The following is an 18,098-nucleotide window of genomic DNA, read 5'->3' as shown; positions in this document are numbered from 1 at the left end:
CGCTTTTTTTTTGAAGATTGTAGTATCTTTGCCGTCCACTTAAACCTCGGGGTGTGGAATTCCGGGCAAAAAACTTAGGTGGAATTAAAGTTTTGACAGAAAACAACATTCCTAACGAACAAAACGCTGAACAACAGGCTCCGGCAGCACAGGCTGTAGAAGAAACAGCGACACCAAATGCACCTGTTGTAGAAACCGCTCACGACGATTTTGACTGGAGCGTAGACAAACGTAACGTTTCTTCTTACAGCAAAGAAGAAAAAGCTAAGTACGACCAGACTTACGAAAACACCTTCAAGGTGATCGAAGAAAATGGTCTGCTCACTGGTACCGTGGTTGGTTTAACCAAGACCGATGTTGTGATCAACATTGGCTTCAAATCTGACGGTCTGATTTCTCTGAACGAATTCCGTGATATTCAGGGTCTGAAAGTGGGTGATGATGTTGAAGTATTAGTAGTAGAAAAAGAAGACCGCGATGGTAACCTGCACCTGAGCCGTAAACAAGCTCGTCAACAACGTGCATGGGAAAAGATCGTGGAAGTGTACAAAACCGGCGAAGTTGTTACTGGTACTGTTACCAGCAAGACCAAAGGCGGCTTGATCGTAGACGTATATGGTATGGAAACGTTCCTGCCAGGTTCACAGATCGATGTGAAACCAGTTACCGATTACGATCAGTTTGTTAGCAAAACAATGGAGTTCAAAGTGGTTAAGGTTAACGAAGCCATCAGAAACGCAGTTGTTTCTCACAAAGCACTTATCGAAAGCGATATCGAGCAGCAGAGAGTGGATATCATCAGCAAACTGGAAAAAGGCCAGGTGCTGGAAGGTACCATCAAAAATATCACCGATTTCGGCGCATTCATCGACCTGGGTGGTCTGGATGGTCTGCTGTACATCACCGACATCAGCTGGGGCCGTATCTCTCATCCAAGCGAAGTACTCCAGATGGATCAGAAGATCAATGTGGTTGTACTGGACTTCGACGACGAGAAAAAACGTATCAGCCTCGGTTACAAACAACTCACTCCCCATCCATGGGATACCTTACCAGCTCACATCACTGAAGGTGCGCGCGTGAAAGGTAAAGTAGTGAACATTGAAGATTACGGTGCATTCCTGGAAATTCTGCCTGGTGTAGAAGGTCTGGTACACGTATCTGAAATCTCATGGGCTTCTACTCCAATCAACGCTAAGGAATTCTTCAAATTAGGTGAAGAATACGAAGCAGTGGTAGTTACCCTGAGTAAGGATGAGCGTAAAATGTCTCTGTCTATCAAGCAACTGACTGAAGATCCTTGGGCTACTATCGAAACTAAATTCCCGCTGGACAGCCGTCACAAAGGTATTGTGAAGAACATCACTCCTTATGGCGTATTCGTTGAGCTGGAAACTGGTATCGGTGGTATGATCCACATCTCCGACCTGTCCTGGATCAAACGTTTCAACCACCCAAGTGAGTACACTAAGGTAGGTAGCGAAATCGAGGTAGTTATACTGGGTATCGATAAAGAAAACCGTAAACTGAGCCTTGGCCACAAACAGATCGAAGAAGATCCTTGGAATACTTTCGAAACTATCTTCCCAATTGGTTCCGTACACGAAGGTACTGTAGTGAAGAAAGATGACAAAGGTGCTACCGTTCAGCTGCAATACGGTCTGGAAGCTTACGCTCCTGCCCGTCACCTGCGCACTGAAGATGAGAAACCAATCAGCGTTGAAGATGTGAAAGAATTCATGATTATTGAATTCGATCGTAGCGAAAAACGTATCCTGGTATCTCACACCAGAGTTTGGGAACAAGCTAAGAACGAAGAGAAAGAAGCTGTCGCTAAAGAGAAGAGAGCTGATGCTGACAAAACCCGCAAGGCTGTGAAAAATATCCAGAGCAAGGTAGAAAAAGCTACACTTGGTGATCTGGGTGCACTGGCTGAACTGCGTGAGAAGCTGAAGAAAGACGAAGGCGACAAGAAAGATGGTGAATAATCATTTTTTAGGTTGTTGAAATAATAGGAGGCTGTTTCGAAGGAAACAGCCTCTTTTTTTTTATTTTTCACCTATGAATAAAGTTTATATCACTGCCACGGGACAATACCTTCCCAACACCCCGGTAGCCAACGATGAAATGGAATTGTACCTCGGTAGCATCAACAACACCCCATCCCGGATGAAAGACATTTTTCTCCGCAAAAATGGAATCAAATCCCGCTACTACGCGCTCAACACCCTACAACAAACCACCCACCAGGCCTGGGAAATGGCCGCCAAAGCCATTGACAATTGCCTCGACGGCGCCCCTGCTGACAAACAGGATATTGATTTCCTTAGTACCGCCACTACCCAAAGCGATATGCCCATCCCCGGCTTCGCCAGTATGGTACAGGGCGAAAGTGGTATCGGGGCCTGCACTATCGCCTCTCACCAAAGCGTATGTGCATCCAGCATTATGGCGATCCAGAATGCATTTATGCATGTGAAAGCCGGTCACGCCGGCAATGCCCTTTGTTGTGCCGCGGAACTCCCCAGCCGTATGTTCAAAGCCTCCCGCTTTCAACACCAGGATATTATTAAGGACAATGAACTGCCCACGGAAATTGATTTCCTTCGCTGGATGCTCAGTGATGGGGCAGGAGCAATGCTCTTACAACATACACCATCTCCCACTCAGTTGTCTCTGGAAATAGAATGGGTAGACCTGCGCTCTTACGCCAATCAGTTTGACGTATGCATGTATACAGGTACCAACAAAGCCCCGAATGGCAGCATCACTAAAACATGGCTGGATTATGAAAGCATGAGTGCTGCCGATAAAGATGGTGCGATCAACCTGAAACAGGACATGGGGCTGGTGGATAACATTGTCAAACTGGGTATTCAGCGCTTCTTTGAATTGATAGACGATGGCAAAGTAGCACCGGACGCCATCGACTGGTTAGTATGCCATTACTCTTCCCATCATTTCAAAAAGCAAATCACAGATCTGTTGGAGAAAGGGGGCGTAGTCATTCCTGCACATAAATGGTTCACCAACCTTTATACTACCGGTAATATCGGTGCAGCCTCCATCTTCGCGATGCTGGATGACCTGCTGCGTAGTGGCAAACTGGAAGAAGGACAACAACTCCTTTGCATGGTACCTGAAAGTGGTCGCTTCATTACCGGTTATATGTTATTGAAAGTAGTGGCTCCCGGTGGTAAAAGATTCATCACCGAAGATATTGCTACCATCAAAGCCCCTGAGATCAGGATACAGGAAAAACCTGTGCAGGAGTGGCTGGTAAGACAACTCACCGGGGTGTGGTTCGACTTTGAACGTTCCCTGCAACAGGTTCCGATCGTGAAAAAGATCTTCAATGGTCAGCTTACGATGGCAGAGTACAAACGCCTGTTGCTGAATTTAAGACAGCAGGTAATAGATGGTTCTCAGTGGATTGCGCGTGCAGCTTCGAATGTAAGTATGCAATACTTCCATGTACGTTCTTCCTTTATTCGTCACAGTGCAGATGAACACAGAGATTACCAGATCCTGGAAAAGAACTATATTAATTGTGGGGGAGAAGAGAAAGACCTGTACACAGGTGAGAAGAACATCGGTAGCGAAGCGCTGAGTGCTTACATGTTCCAGCGTGCGAGTCAGCCGGATCCGTTTGATCTGTTAGGTGGTATGTTCATCATCGAAGGGTTGGGCAATCGCGTATCCGGAAAATGGGGTAGAGCGATTCAGCAACAGCTGCACCTCAATGCCGACCAGGTATCGTTTTTTATCTATCATGAAACCAGTGATAGCAACGACAACCATTTTGAGCGTTTCGAGAATGCCATTCAATCCGACCTACTTACCCAGGAAATGGCGGCCAGAATTGTAAAAACGGCGAAGGTCGTGGCCAGATTATACAGAATGCAATTAGAAGAACTGGACAATATTTAATATGATACACACCAGAGAACATTACGAGAAGATGCAGAATGACACCCGCAATCCCAGTCATTGGCATGCATTGTTCCTCGACAAGAGCATCCCCTTTGACCCCGATGCGAAAGCGGCATTTTTGTACGACTCTTCTACGAAGAGCAGGCAATTTCTTTACCCCGTGATAAAAGCCTTTGCCAGGTTGAGTATCGTACTGATGCAGGTGTTCAAGATCTTTATACCCAACCTGATCAATGCTCCGAAGATGCTGCACAAGAGCCTCTTCTGGGGAATGAAATATTGGATTACACCAGAGGCGAACTTCCTGATACTCCGGCATTTTTACCTGGGATCAGAAGTATTACGCTTTATCAAAGACAATGTGAGGGGAGCAGAGAATATTCCGATGAATCCGCTGAAGCCGCTGGCAGTAAGTGATGTGAGGGATAACCTGTTCCTGGAGCATGACCTGAACCTGTACAACTTTATCATTAACCTGAACAAGGCGATCGATGAAAAAGGAGTGAGGGTTGTGAAGCAGGAGCAACCCGACTTCAGTGCAATTTCAGCCAATCCGATTCCGTTTGCCACCTTCAGGGACAAGTGGACGAATTTTATAGACCTGGGTACGGCGATAGAAATATTTACGCCGGTCTATCAGTTTTTCCTGACAGATGCAGATTTCTGGCGGGCTACAAATTCATTACAGCTGGATGAGGTGATCGGGATTTATGCAGCTACCATTATGGATTGTCCGGAGAAGCTGACAGCATTGAATAATAAGCACCCCATGATACCCTTGCCTATGGCGGGGGCTGCCTTCAGGTTATTGCTACATGGGTTTTCGACAGAAGTACTACATGCTTTATTGGTCCAGGCAAAGCTGGAACAGGCAAAAGAAAAGTAAAACAGGAAAACCCGGTTTTGCCATCAGGGCAAACCGGGTTTTGTCTTGCTGTCGCAGTTTTTATTATAACTTTCCTAAGATATCATCGTTGAAATCCTTCAGGCTGTTCAGCGTTACATCTGCCAGTGCATAACGCTTGTTATGCCTGTTATGCCCTTCAGGTACTGCTACCACCTTCATTCTGGCTGCTTTTGCCGCAGTCATACCCGTTACAGAGTCTTCAAATGCAATACAGTCCAATGCATTACTATCCAGTGCTTTGGCGCAGGCCAGGTATACAGCCGGGTGCGGTTTGCCATGTGATTCAAACTCTGCAGAAGAGATTGCCAGGAAACGATTTTTGATCCCAAAATGGGTAGTAGCTGCGTCAATCAACCGTAAGGGGGAAGATGATGCCAGCCCCATCTTGAATTTCCGCTTTTCAAAGAAATCCAGAATATATTCCAGCCCTTTCATGGGCTTACCTCTTTTAATAATCTTTTCAGTCACCGAATCAATAATCTCGTTCGTTACCTGTTCGGTCGATTTTCCCTTCCATTTGAAGTAGTTATGCCAGTAATCAACCACCTCTGCCGTACGCAGCCCTGTAGTGTGGCTGGCTAATTCCATAGACAATTCCACTCCGACACTTGCAAATACCTCTCGCATTGCCTGTCCCCATAGTGGCTCTGAGTCAATTAATAACCCATCCATGTCAAATATTACCGTATCGATCATATCCTTATTTTTGTCAGATTGCCGCCGCAAAGATAATACAGGGAGTGAGTTCTTTTCTAATTTCTCTGTGCAAAACACCCCTCATTATAACTTTTCATTATGACCCATAACTTTATTTTATGCCAAAATCTTTTGGTTTTCTGCTGTGAATGGATAACTTTGTAATAGTCTACTAAAGTTGTAGGAAATATAGAGAAAGAAGCTAAATATTGCGCCAATTAATGGAGCTCGCCTTTTTAACGCTGATCTGATAAGGAAATATTCACTTAATAATTTACCACCAAGAAAATTCATTATATGCAAGGATTTAGAACAGAACTTGAAAATCCCGTCGTAGAGAAGGATATAATAGAACTGGAGAAAAAGATCCGTCTGTTCCGCGAAGGACAGATTCCGGAAGAGAAATTCCGTAGTCTCCGTCTGGCAAGGGGCATTTACGGACAACGTCAGGCTGGTGTACAGATGATTCGTATCAAATTGCCTTATGGTAAAATGACGCTGGAACAATGGAAGAGAATTTCCGATGTTTCAGACGAGTATTCTACTGGTAACCTGCACCTGACTACCCGCCAGGATGTTCAGATCCACTTTGTAAGTCTTGAAAAAACCCCTGAACTGTGGGCCAAACTGGATGCTGATGACATCACCATTCGTGAAGCCTGTGGTAATACGGTAAGAAATATCACCGCTTCTGATATAGCGGGTATTGATCCGGATGAACCATTTGATGTAACGCCTTATGCAGATGCAGCTTTCCGCTACTTCCTGCGTAATCCTATCTGTCAGGATATGGGTCGTAAGATCAAAATGTCTTTTTCCAGCAGCGACAAAGACACTGCCTGGTCTTTCATGCACGATATGGGGGCAATTCCTAAAGTGCGTATTGTAGATGGCAAAGAAGTGCGTGGTTTTAAGGTGTTGGTAGGTGGCGGCCTTGGTGCACAGCCCATCCTTGCACAGGTAGCATATGAATTCCTGGAAGCTGAAAAGCTTATACCATATATAGAAGCGGTACTGCGCGTATTTGACCGGCATGGTGAAAGATCCAGCCGTCATAAGGCACGTATGAAGTTCCTCATTGCCAAGCTTGGTTTTGAAGAATTCACCCGCCTGGTCACAGAAGAATTTACAGCGATCGGGAACAAGGTCTATGAAGTGGATGCAGCAGTATGGCCTGAAACAGCACCGGCTCCTGCCGATGCAGTCGTACCTGCTTTCACCATCAAAGATCCTCAGAAATACGAAGCCTGGAAAGCAACTAACACCTTCGAACAGAAGCAGGCTGGTTACTATGGTGCTTATGTACGTGTACCATTGGGTAATATCAGTTCAGTGGTTTCCCGCCAGCTGGTGGAAGCACTGCGCCCGGTAATAGCCAACGATGTACGTGTGACGGCGAACCAGGGTTTACTGCTCAAATATATTCAGCCAGCTCACCTGCCATATGTATTCAGTGCACTGGAAGCAGCAGGATTTGGAGAACCAGGTTTCAACAGCATCGCAGATATCACTGCCTGCCCTGGTACAGATACCTGTAACCTGGCGATCTCCAGCAGTACCGGTATCTCTACCGCACTGGAACTGGTGATCCAGGAAGAATTTCCTGCGCTGGTATATAATAAAGATATCAAGATCAAGATCAGCGGTTGTATGAACAGCTGTGGTCAGCACGGTATTGCGAGTATTGGTTTCCATGGTAGTTCTATGAAGAACGGTGGTAAAGTACTCCCTGCCCTCCAGGTATTGTTGGGTGGTGGTATTGTAGGTAATGGTGTAGGTCGGGTGGCAGACAAGGTGATCAAGGTGCCAAGTAAGCGTGGTCCTGAAGTACTGCGTACCCTGCTCCAGAACTATGCAGAGAATGCACAGGAGAACGAAAAGTTCAATGATTATTACGATCGTCAGGGAGAACGTTACTTCTACGACCTGCTGAAACCATTGACAGACCTGGCTTCTCTGGTTGATGAAGACTTCATTGACTGGGGACAGGGCGACAAGTTCGCAACTGCCATCGGTGTAGGTGAGTGTGCGAGCGTAGTGATTGACCTGGTACAAACCCTGCTGTTCGAAGGTGAAGAGAAACTGGAATGGGGTAAAGTAGCACTGGATGCAAACCAGTATGCTGACAGCATTTACCATTCTTATTCCACTTTTGTGCAGACAGCCAAAGCGTTGCTGCTGGGAGAGGGTGTGGCTTGTAACACACAGACAGGGGTGATCAACGACTTCGACAAACATTTCGTACAAACAGGTAAATGGGCGCTGGAAGGCACTTTCAATGAGCTGGTATTACAGATCAACAAGAACGAGCCATCTGAAGCATTTGCAAAAGCATATTATAAACAGGCAACTGAATTCTATCAGCAGGCACAGGCTTTAAGGCAACAAGAAGCTGGAGCTATCGCTGCTGAGTAAAGGATATCGACAGGTCCCTGTGCAAAAGGGACCTGTTGATATTACGGTTGTGCGACAACGATCACATTTTAAATTAGTACACTATGCAGCAGATTACTCCAAAATTAACCCTGGTGGGCGCAGGCCCCGGAGATCCTGAGCTGATTACTGTAAAAGGTCTGAAGGCCATACAGCAGGCAAGGGTCATCCTCTACGATGCATTGTCAAACAATGAACTGCTGGAACATGCACCCTGCAACTGCCTGAAACGTTTCGTAGGCAAGAGAGCGGGTATGCACGTGTACTCACAGGATGAGATCAATCGCATGATCGTGAAGTATGCCCTTACTTATGGCAGTGTGGTAAGACTGAAGGGCGGCGATTCATTTGTATTCGGCCGTGGGCAGGAGGAATTGACTTTTGCCCGTCAGTTTAATATCGATACAGAAGTAGTACCTGGAGTGACCAGTGCCATCTCCGTACCTGGTTTCAACAATATTCCGGTTACAGCACGCAATGTAAGCGAAGGCTTTTGGGTAGTAGCGGGTACCACACAGGATGGTGATCTGTCACGCGACCTGGTACATGCCATTCATGCAGATACAACAGTGGTAATTCTGATGGGAATGAGTAAATTAGAAGAAATATCTGCAGCCTATGTTGCTCAGGGGAAAGGAAATGTACCCGCGGCTATCATTCAAAATGGTACATTGCCCTCACAGAAGGTAGGAATTGGCACTGTTTCCGATCTTGTAAACATTGCTCGTCGGGAGGAGCTGAAAAACCCGGCCATCATAATAGTGGGGGAGGTAGTACGCTTCCATGAAACGTTCATAGCAGTGCAGGACAGAATAGCAGAAGAATTGAAAATAGCTGTGTAAATTTATATTAAAGCGGTTCGTATGGAAGAGAATCATTTGTTTCCCGTATTCTTCAAAGTGCATCGTCTCCAGATTTTAGTGGTAGGCGGTGGCGGTATCGGACTTGAAAAGGTAAGTGCCCTCCTGGATAATTGTCCGGAGGCTAATCTGACAGTAGTAGCCACCTGGTTTTTACCGGAGCTGGAAGCGTTAGTCAAAAAAGCGCCCAATGTAACGTTGGTGCAAAAGGAATTTTCCTGTGGCGATATGTTTGGAAAAGACCTGGCCATAGCCGCTACGAGCGACCATGAGTTGAATTATTTTGTCTGGGAAAAGGCAAAGTGCAGCAAAATATTAATTAATGTGGCTGATACCCCGGCACTGTGTGATTTTTACCTGGGTTCAGTAGTTCAGAAAGGCAACCTCAAGATAGCCATCTCCACCAACGGCAAATCTCCCACCATTGCCAAAAGACTCAAAGAGGTATTGCAGGAAGCATTACCGGGGTCGTTGAATGAAATTTTAGATAAACTCCAGTTGATCCGTGAAAGGATCAAGGGTGATTTCTCGGAAAAAGTAAAACAACTTAACGAGATAACAGATGTTTTGGTTAAAAAAGACTAATTAATATTTTTTATATATGATCTTATTTAAGAGGGCAATTCGTCCTTTTAGATGGTGATTTTTATCTAACTAATTAGATATCATTATACTTGTTTACTTTCTATATTATATTGTGAATATAAATATATGTGTGTTTGGAATGAATAGTAGCTGAAAATTAGATAATGATTATTATTTTTATGTCGGAAATCGAAATTGATAAGGAGATATAGTCAGTTAGACAGATGGTTTGTGAAAATGCAGTTATTTATAATGTGATCATTCCCTAAGTATGAGAATCACGTCAAAGAACAGATTTAGTAGAGTTATCATCAGGAAGGCGCCTTTTGCTAACCTGGGTACCATATTAAAGATAGACACTTCCACTTCAAGAATAGACCAGTCAAAAAATCAAACACCAACCAAAGGAACCGTATCTGTCTATGACAGAAAAATAGTAGCCGGTTCTGCGTTGTAAGATATTGCCAATATGCCGAAAGGGCATGTTTGCCACCTAAAAATCAGTAGCGGTAAAAGGCGGGGGGGCTGCCGAGGCTAGGGTCAGCAAAGGTCAGCAAAGCTATTGACCTCGAAGTCCGGTATCAAGGTTTTCCCGCCTTCAGCCGCGCCAATTTTTTGAAGATATTTTCCCGCTTCCCTGAAGTATATACCTTATCAGAGAGGCCCAAAAGGGGCCTCACTAAGGTATCAATCCGGATGTAGCTAAGAGATGTACATTTTATCAACCAAAATTAAGATCGCCCGGCCGGCATACCTGCATTTAACCATTAGACACAACACCTAAGGCCGGAACACCAACTAGTCTGTCGAAGATTCAAACATTAAAAGGAAAAAGGAAAAACGAAGAATATCTTAGTGAAGCAAGATCCCTGTTGACTATTCTAATTGCATGCCTGAATACCAGGGAGGAGAGATGGAAAATGGAAAGAAGGTTACACAAGCATTCTTCTCTAAACCCATTTTACACTTTTGAGATGCCTTTTCCGTTTCTCTTTTTCTTCGTTTTTCCTATTTTTTTAGCCCCATTCCCCTGCTTATATTTGATCTTATGACGCAAGATCAACTGATAGCCAATACCGTTACTTATGTAAAACAGGAATTAACCCATGCCGAAGGAGGCCATGACTGGTGGCATATTCACCGGGTTTGGCATACTGCCGGCGAAATTGCTGCCAAAGAACCTGTCAATTCATTAATCGTATCACTGGGAGCCTTGCTCCACGATATTGCCGACGCCAAGTTCCATGGCGGCGATGAGACGATTGGACCGGCCAAAGCCCGTCAGTTCCTGGAATCTCAGGGAGTGGGGGAGGACGTGATCACACATGTGATCGCCATTATCGATAATATTTCTTTCAAAGGAGGGCATAACGAAGGAAAATTCACCTCGCCGGAGCTGGCAGTGGTACAGGATGCAGACAGACTGGACGCTATCGGGGCCATTGGCATAGCCCGCGCCTTTAACTATGGTGGATTTAAAAACAGGCCGTTATACGATCCGGCTATACCACCGGACCTGCAAATGAGCAGGGAACAGTACAAGAACAGCACTGCCCCTACTATCAATCATTTTTATGAAAAACTGCTCTTATTAAAGGATAAGATGAACACCACTACCGGAAGGGAACTGGCAGCCGAACGGCATGCTTTTATGGAGACTTTCCTCGAACAATTCTATAAAGAATGGCATTAAACGAATAACGCTTTCAGCTCTTCAGCATCCTGTGGCTTCATTTTTCCACCCAGGATCAGACGGAGCTGTCTGCGGCGCAATGCACCCTCGTACAAAGTTTTTTCCTCTTCAGTTTCAGCAATAATAGGAGGCACCGGGCGGGGATTACCGTTTGGATCCAGGGCAACGAATGTCATAAAAGCTTCGTTGGATTTGTAACGGTACTGCTGTACAGGGTCTTCACCCCATACTTTCAGGTGCACTTCCATACTGGAGTTGAATGCGCGGCTTACCTTTGCTTCGATGTGAACAGCATTGCCAAGACGGATGGGATTTTCAAATGAAATGTTGTCTACCGAGGCTGTAACAGTGGGGGCAGCGCAATGCTTCATGCTGGCAAGGGCAGCAGCGATATCCATCCAGTACATCAGGCGACCTCCCATAAGGTTGGTATATACGTTGGTATCATTGGGCAATACCAGTTCAGTCATCTGGATCAGGGATTCCTGTGCGCGCTTTGGCGTTAGAGTCATGTTTGATAATTATTTCGGATCGCAAATTTACAAATAAATCAGTGGCCTGCCGCAGTGATTAAATTTATAAGCCTTTTATATGGCTTAATTGATTTATAAACATAGTATTACATGTATACGCTCAGTAAAATGTGAAAATCCGTTTTGGGTGCGCATTAAATTTGTGTAACTTTGCATGACCTTCGGAAGTTACATTTACTTGACTGGTTACACCATACGTCGTCCGGCACTTCCCTTTTAGGTCAAGTATTTCTACAGAATTTTTAGATTTTATGGCAAAATATATCTTCGTTACGGGAGGTGTTACATCCTCATTGGGTAAAGGAATTATAGCAGCTTCACTTGCAAAATTATTGCAGGCACGCGGCTTTAGAGTGACTATTCAAAAGTTCGATCCATATATCAATGTGGATCCGGGAACATTAAACCCATATGAGCATGGGGAATGTTTTGTAACTGAAGATGGCGCAGAAACAGATCTGGATCTGGGACACTACGAGCGTTTTCTGAACACTCCAACATCTCAGGCCAACAATGTGACCACAGGCCGCATTTATCAAACCGTTATTAATAAAGAACGTGAAGGCGCCTACCTGGGTAAAACCGTTCAGGTAGTTCCGCACATCACCGACGAAATCAAACGTCGTATTCTCCTGCTAGGCAAAGACGGTAAATATGATATCGTGATCACTGAGTTGGGTGGTACCGTTGGCGACATCGAATCTCTTCCTTATATAGAGGCGGTTCGTCAGTTACAGTGGGAACTGGACGAACAGGATTGTCTGGTGGTTCACCTGACCCTCATTCCTTACCTGCGTGCTGCTAAAGAGTTGAAAACCAAGCCAACTCAGCACTCTGTGAAGATGATGAGCGAGAACGGTGTACATCCTGACGTGATCGTGTGCCGTACCGAAGAGCCGATGTACAACGATCTGAAAAAGAAGATCGCCCTGTTCTGTAACGTAACCGTAGACGCCGTGATCGAAGCAACCGACATGAGCACCATCTACGAAGTGCCGCTGGAAATGCTGAAGGAGAAACTGGACATCATCTGTATGAAGAAACTGGGTATTCCTATCGAGAAAGAACCAGACATGACCAAATGGCGTGGTTTCCTCGACAAACTGAAATATCCTAAATCAAAAGTAACCATCGGTCTGATTGGTAAATATGTAGAATTGCAGGATGCTTACAAATCCATCCTGGAATCCTTCATCCACGCAGGCGCGATGAACGAGTGTAAAGTAGTCGTTCAAAATATTCATTCTGAATTCCTTACATCTGAGAACGTAGCTGAAAAACTGCGTAACCTGGATGGTCTGCTGGTAGCACCAGGTTTTGGCCACCGTGGTATCGAAGGTAAGATCACCGCTATTCAGTATGCCCGTGAAAACAACCTGCCATTCTTTGGTATTTGCCTGGGTATGCAGATGAGCGTTGTGGAATATGCCCGTAACGTAATCGGCTGGAAAGATGCACACTCTACCGAAATGGACCCTGAAACTGGTCACCCGGTGATCGGTCTCATGGAAGAGCAGAAGAAAATCACGGCGAAAGGTGGTACAATGCGTCTGGGGGCTTATACCTGTGACCTGCTTCCAGGTTCCAGGGCTGCCAGCATCTATGACAGCATCAAGATCAGCGAACGTCACCGTCACCGTTACGAGTTCAATAGTCAGTACATGGGCGATTTCGAAAAAGCGGGTATGATTGCTTCCGGCCGTAATCCTGAAAGCGGACTGGTGGAAATGGTAGAATTGCCAAACCATCCGTTCTTTGTGGGCTGTCAGTTCCACCCTGAGCTGAAAAGCACAGTGGAAAGACCGGCACCGCTGTTTGTTCACTTCATCGGCGCTGCCAAGCAGTATGCAGAAGATAAGACAAACAAAACAAAGGTGGCTGAAGAAGTAGCACAATAATAATATTAAGGGCAAAGGCCCACCAAAAGGACTATTTTTTAGGTCATTGCACCACAATGACCTAAAAAATAGTCCTTTTGGCATTTATACCCCCTTATTTTGCTTACCTTCGCTGCCTAAATTTTAATTGTAATTTCAATGGACAGAAATTCGGTCATTGGTTTTAGCTTACTGGGTTTGTTGCTGGTAGGGTACATCTTTTTCAATACCAGACAACAGCATGCAGCAGAGTTAGAGAAAGCTCGTCAGGATTCTATCGCTGAAGCGAACAAACCTAAGGTAAACACAGATACCACTGCCTCCTATGCCACCAACGCAGGTGCGCCTGATTCCACCAGGCTGGCAGGCCAATACGGCGCCTTTGCAGGTGCTGCTACCGGTACTGCACAGAAAGCCGTTCTGGAAAACAAAGTGCTGAAAATCACATTCTCCAGTCAGGGTGGACAACCTGAAACTGTAGAACTGAAAGCTTTCAAAACATTTGAGGGCACTCCTTTATTACTGGCAAACAGTTCTTTTAACCGCATCTCAATGCAGGTGCCGGCTAATAACAATACATTATTGAATACTGCGGACCTTTTCTTCACCGGTGGCAATGTACAGCAGCTGGCAGATGGTAGCCAGTCAGTGGTATACCGCCTGGCGACCAGCAACCCTGGTCAGTACCTGGAGTTTGTGTACACCCTGAAGCATGATAGCTACGCAGTAGATTTCGATATTCACGCAGTAGGCCTGGAAAGTGTGATTCCAGCTGGTCAGAAAACATTGGCCCTCCAGTGGGATAATGAAAATGACAAGCAGGAGCAGGATATGACGAACGAGCGTATGAACAACCAGGTACACTACAAAACGGCTGATGGTAAGCATGATTACTTCACCCTGCAGCGTACTGCTCATAAAGACCTGGAAAGCAAAATCCAGTGGTTGAGCGTAAAGCAACAGTTCTTCAACACGACTTTCATTGCTAAGAAGGATAAGAGCTTCGAGAATGTGGATGTAAATACCAAAGTACCTGAAAGCGGCAATATCGTAGGCCAGACTTTCGCTACTTTGCAGATCCCTTACGACAGAGCACATGACTTTAGCTTCCCGATTGAAATCTATTACGGTCCTAACCATTATAAGACCTTAAAATCGTATGATATCGGTCTGGAAAATATCATCCCATTGGGTACAGGTATCTTCGCTTTCGTAAAATATGTGAACAAGTGGGTGATCATCCCTGTGTTCAACTTCCTGAGCGGATTTATTCATAACTATGGTGTGATCATCATTCTGCTCACCCTCTTCATTCGTTTGCTGATAGCACCGTTTACTTACCAGAGCTATGTATCTTCGGCGAAGATGAAGGTGCTGAAGCCTGAGATCGACGAACTGCGTAAAAAGCATGGCGACGACCAGCAGGCATTCGGTATGGATCAGATGAAACTGTTCAAGAGTGCAGGTGTGAATCCTTTAGGAGGTTGTTTACCAGCAGTGATGCAGTTGCCGATCCTGGTTGCGATGTATAGCTTCTTCCCGTCTTCCATCGAATTGAGACAGGAGAGTTTCCTGTGGGCGAAAGACTTGTCAACCTACGATTCTATTCTGAATCTGCCGTTCAATGTTCCGTTCTATGGTAACCATATCAGCTTGTTCACCCTGCTGATGACGGCTACGAGTTTGATGCTGGCGTTCAATAACCGTGGTATGGCTGATCAAAGCAATCCGGTGATGAAGTATATGCCATACATCTTCCCGATCATGCTGTTGGGTATCTTTAACAAACTGGCATCCGCACTGACATTCTATTATTTCCTGTCAAACGTGATCAGTATCCTCCTGCAGTGGGTGATACAGAAGTTTATCATCAATCATGATAAGATTCACGCACAGATCCAGGAGAATAAGAAGAAGCCGGCTTCGAAGAGTAAGTGGCAGGAGCGGCTGGAGGATATGCAGAAGCAGCAGCAAGGCAGAAAAGGAAAATAAGAAAATTGATATAAAAAAGGGGCCTTCCATTTGGAAGGTCCTTTTTTTATGCTTTCTACCCATCCAGGTTACATGTTTTTTTCATATAATCTGTCCCCAGAATCAAAGAATCGATGTAATAATTTTTTAATCATCAAACCTGAACCTTATGTTTGTAAAGTGATAAATAACCCTATATGAAGCAGATACAACTGAGTGTACTATTCTTTTGTCTGTGCAGCACTGTCCGTTTGCCTGCACAGTCACTCAGACTATCCGTTTCAGGCAAAATAACCGATACCCTCAGCAACCAAAATCTGCCATTTGCCATGGTATTATTACTCTCAGATACCATCAGGCAAGTTACCCAGACTGACAAAGAGGGTAATTTCAATTTCGAAAACCTGAAACCGGGTAGCTATAGCCTCCAGGTGAAATACCTTGGCTATCGCGACAAAACGACCGGCCCGTTTCAACTGAGTACCCAATCCCTGGTGCTGCCTGCTATTGGCATGCTATCGGTCTCTTACGATCTGAACACCCACCAGGTGACGGCCCTGAAGCCACTCATTGAGCAAACTGCCGACAAAATGATCATTCATGTAGCCGAGAGTCCACTCGCTACCGGCAATACATTGGAGGAACTCCTCCGCCGATCGCCAGGTGTGAGACTGGACGATGATGGTTCCATTACCCTCAACGGAAAGAAGGTCATGGTTTACGTCAACGATCGTCCGTCTTATTTTACCGCCGCTATGCTCAAAAATCTATTGCTTTCCACTGCTTCCAACGCGGTTGACAAAATAGAACTGATCGCTAACCCGTCTGTAAAATACGATGCCGCCGCTTCGGCTATTATCAACATTAAGTTGAAAAAGTCAGGTAAATCCGGTACCAACGGTAGCCTGAATGTAGGAGGAGGCGGAGGTCGTTACGGTCGTTACACCGCCGGTGGAGACCTGAACTACCGCAATGATAATGTGAACATTTACGGAAACTACAATTACCAGCGAAACGAACAGTTCTACGACGTTCATACAGCCCGTATCCTGGATGCAGAATATATAGATGAGGGAAATTACGAAGTACGCAAAAAGGATGTCCATAATGTCAATGCGGGCATCAGCTATACAATCAATAAAAAAAACAACATAGGCCTGGATCTGAAAGGGAACTTCCTGGGTCGTGACAGAGATGGCATAGACCAGACCATGTTCCACGCCAGTCAGTCAGCCCCTTTTGATTCCCTGCTGAATATGCATACCCTCGGGCATGCCAATATCAATAACTATTCAGCCAACCTGTTTTACCAGCATAACTTTGACAGTACCGGCACCCAGCTCTCCATCAATGGTGACTATGCTTATTACGATCAGCGCTGGAAAGACAATTTCAACACCGCTTACCTGGATACCCAGATGAAGGTGTACCAGATGCCTTATGTGATTCGCAACAGCTCTCCCGTATCTGTGGCCATCCGTTCCGTATCGGCTGATTTTACCCGACCTACTAAGATAGGCGTCTTTGATGCCGGTTTGAAGACCGTCTTTGTAAAAACAGACAGCGACATCCGTTGGGAAGTGCTGGATAATGATACCTGGGTGAACGATGCCACAAAGACTAACCATTTCATCTATGATGAAAATGTCAATGCAGGGTACATCAATTATCATAACCAGTTTAAGAAATGGGTGTTGCAGGCAGGTGTGCGGGTAGAGAACACCCATGTAAAGGGAAACAGTATTACGAATTCAAGTTTGTTCACAAAGGACTATACCGGGGTTTACCCCGGTTTTACCCTGCAATACAAAGCTTCTGCATCGCAGCGGTTTGGTCTGTCTGTAAGAAGGAGTATTGACCGGCCCCAGTATGAATATGTAAATCCGTTCCTGTTCTTCCGGAGCAAGTATTATTACTTCCAGGGCAACCCGGCCCTGAATCCACAGAATAGCACTTCTGTAGAGTTATCACATTCCTGGAAACAGCGGTTATTTACGACACTCAGCATCTCCCGTACCAACGATGTGATTGCCGGTGTGTACAAAGCGGGGCCCAACAAGGTGCTGATTACCACTTATCAAAACGTGACTCGTTTTGATAACTACAATCTGAGCGTTACATATTCGACTGCTTTGACGAAGTGGTGGAATACGATGAACTCCGTTCAGCTCTACTACATGCACTACGATTACGACGACATCACATTGCCAAAGTCAAAACCCGGAGCATATGTGATTTCAAATAATACCTTTAGTATTCCCCGTCTTTTTACGCTGGAGCTGAATGCGATTTATTCATCCAGATCTAATACGGGCCTGGGTGCGCTGACCAGTTATTTTGTGTTGAATACAGGGGTACAAAGAAATGTATTGAAGAACAAAGGAACGCTCAAGCTGAGTGTGAACGATATTTTCAGGGGACAGCAATTTACATTAGCGTCGGATTACCAGCAGGTAAATATCCGCCAGCATTTTTTATTTGACTCCCGCTTTGCGATGCTGAGTTTTACATACCGGTTCGGTAATAGTAAGATAAAGCCAAGAACGGAAAGACAAACGGGTATTGAAAAAGAAAAGAAACGGATTCAATCAAATTAATGGGGGACGATCC

Annotated in this window: 13 protein-coding genes; 11 read left to right on the top strand and 2 right to left on the bottom strand. The window is 45.3% G+C overall.

The genetic code is table 11. The features are described 5' to 3' along the window. Positions 1 to 53 precede the first annotated feature (53 nt). From rpsA to QQL36_RS34470, 3 genes are all read left to right on the top strand, one after another. Complete coding sequence (rpsA, locus tag QQL36_RS34480; RefSeq protein ID WP_321568357.1) at positions 54 to 1,988, top strand: 30S ribosomal protein S1; 1,935 nt, start codon at positions 54 to 56, stop codon at positions 1,986 to 1,988. A gap of 73 nt (positions 1,989 to 2,061) precedes the next feature. Beyond that, positions 2,062 to 3,930 (top strand): beta-ketoacyl-ACP synthase III, encoded by a 1,869-nt coding sequence (locus tag QQL36_RS34475; RefSeq protein ID WP_321568356.1) that lies wholly within the window; start codon positions 2,062 to 2,064, stop codon positions 3,928 to 3,930. A gap of 1 nt (position 3,931) precedes the next feature. Then, the gene (locus QQL36_RS34470; protein WP_321568355.1) at positions 3,932 to 4,819 is read left to right on the top strand and encodes a DUF6999 family protein; all 888 of its coding nucleotides are present in this window, start codon (positions 3,932 to 3,934) and stop codon (positions 4,817 to 4,819) included. A gap of 63 nt (positions 4,820 to 4,882) precedes the next feature. Here the strand turns inward: QQL36_RS34470 and hxpB are convergent, their stop codons facing one another. Then, a complete protein-coding gene (gene hxpB, locus QQL36_RS34465) occupies positions 4,883 to 5,536 on the bottom strand; it encodes a hexitol phosphatase HxpB (RefSeq protein ID WP_321568354.1) in 654 nt (217 codons plus the stop codon). 297 nt (positions 5,537 to 5,833) lie between these two features. On the opposite strand from hxpB, the gene QQL36_RS34460 reads away from it, so the two are divergent. The 5 genes from QQL36_RS34460 (at position 5,834) to QQL36_RS34440 (ending at position 11,107) form a co-directional block, all read left to right on the top strand. Next, positions 5,834 to 7,951: a nitrite reductase gene (locus tag QQL36_RS34460; protein WP_321568353.1), complete on the top strand. Its 2,118-nt coding sequence runs from the start codon at positions 5,834 to 5,836 to the stop codon at positions 7,949 to 7,951. 83 nt (positions 7,952 to 8,034) lie between these two features. Further along, on the top strand, positions 8,035 to 8,811 hold the full coding sequence (gene cobA, locus QQL36_RS34455; protein ID WP_083729777.1) for a uroporphyrinogen-III C-methyltransferase: 777 nt from the start codon (positions 8,035 to 8,037) through the stop codon (positions 8,809 to 8,811). 21 nt (positions 8,812 to 8,832) lie between these two features. Continuing rightward, entirely contained in the window at positions 8,833 to 9,414 is a 582-nt protein-coding gene (locus QQL36_RS34450) for a bifunctional precorrin-2 dehydrogenase/sirohydrochlorin ferrochelatase (RefSeq protein WP_083729776.1), read from the top strand. A gap of 271 nt (positions 9,415 to 9,685) precedes the next feature. Beyond that, positions 9,686 to 9,871, top strand: a complete 186-nt coding sequence (locus tag QQL36_RS34445; RefSeq protein WP_143709121.1) for a hypothetical protein — start codon at positions 9,686 to 9,688, stop codon at positions 9,869 to 9,871. 591 nt (positions 9,872 to 10,462) lie between these two features. Beyond that, the gene (locus QQL36_RS34440) at positions 10,463 to 11,107 is read left to right on the top strand and encodes an HD domain-containing protein (RefSeq protein WP_321568352.1); all 645 of its coding nucleotides are present in this window, start codon (positions 10,463 to 10,465) and stop codon (positions 11,105 to 11,107) included. Here the strand turns inward: QQL36_RS34440 and QQL36_RS34435 are convergent. Then, complete coding sequence (locus tag QQL36_RS34435; RefSeq protein WP_083729774.1) at positions 11,104 to 11,619, bottom strand: acyl-CoA thioesterase; 516 nt, start codon at positions 11,617 to 11,619, stop codon at positions 11,104 to 11,106. The genes QQL36_RS34440 and QQL36_RS34435 overlap by 4 nt on opposite strands. Before the next feature lie 272 nt (positions 11,620 to 11,891). On the opposite strand from QQL36_RS34435, the gene QQL36_RS34430 reads away from it, so the two are divergent. The 3 genes from QQL36_RS34430 to QQL36_RS34420 all read left to right on the top strand — a co-directional run bounded on the left by QQL36_RS34430 (position 11,892) and on the right by QQL36_RS34420 (position 18,085). After that, complete coding sequence (locus QQL36_RS34430) at positions 11,892 to 13,538, top strand: CTP synthase (protein ID WP_083729773.1); 1,647 nt, start codon at positions 11,892 to 11,894, stop codon at positions 13,536 to 13,538. A 138-nt stretch (positions 13,539 to 13,676) separates the two neighbouring features. Then, complete coding sequence (yidC, locus tag QQL36_RS34425) at positions 13,677 to 15,509, top strand: membrane protein insertase YidC (protein WP_179091335.1); 1,833 nt, start codon at positions 13,677 to 13,679, stop codon at positions 15,507 to 15,509. Positions 15,510 to 15,685: 176 nt separating this feature from the next. Beyond that, entirely contained in the window at positions 15,686 to 18,085 is a 2,400-nt protein-coding gene (locus QQL36_RS34420) for an outer membrane beta-barrel protein (RefSeq protein WP_321568351.1), read from the top strand. The last annotated feature ends 13 nt before the right edge of the window (positions 18,086 to 18,098 follow it).

The organism is Chitinophaga sp. LS1 (assembly GCF_034274695.1).
Lineage (GTDB): Bacteria > Bacteroidota > Bacteroidia > Chitinophagales > Chitinophagaceae > Chitinophaga.
The sequence above is the reverse complement of the archived record's forward strand: the minus strand, read 5'-3'. Positions and strand labels throughout refer to the sequence as shown.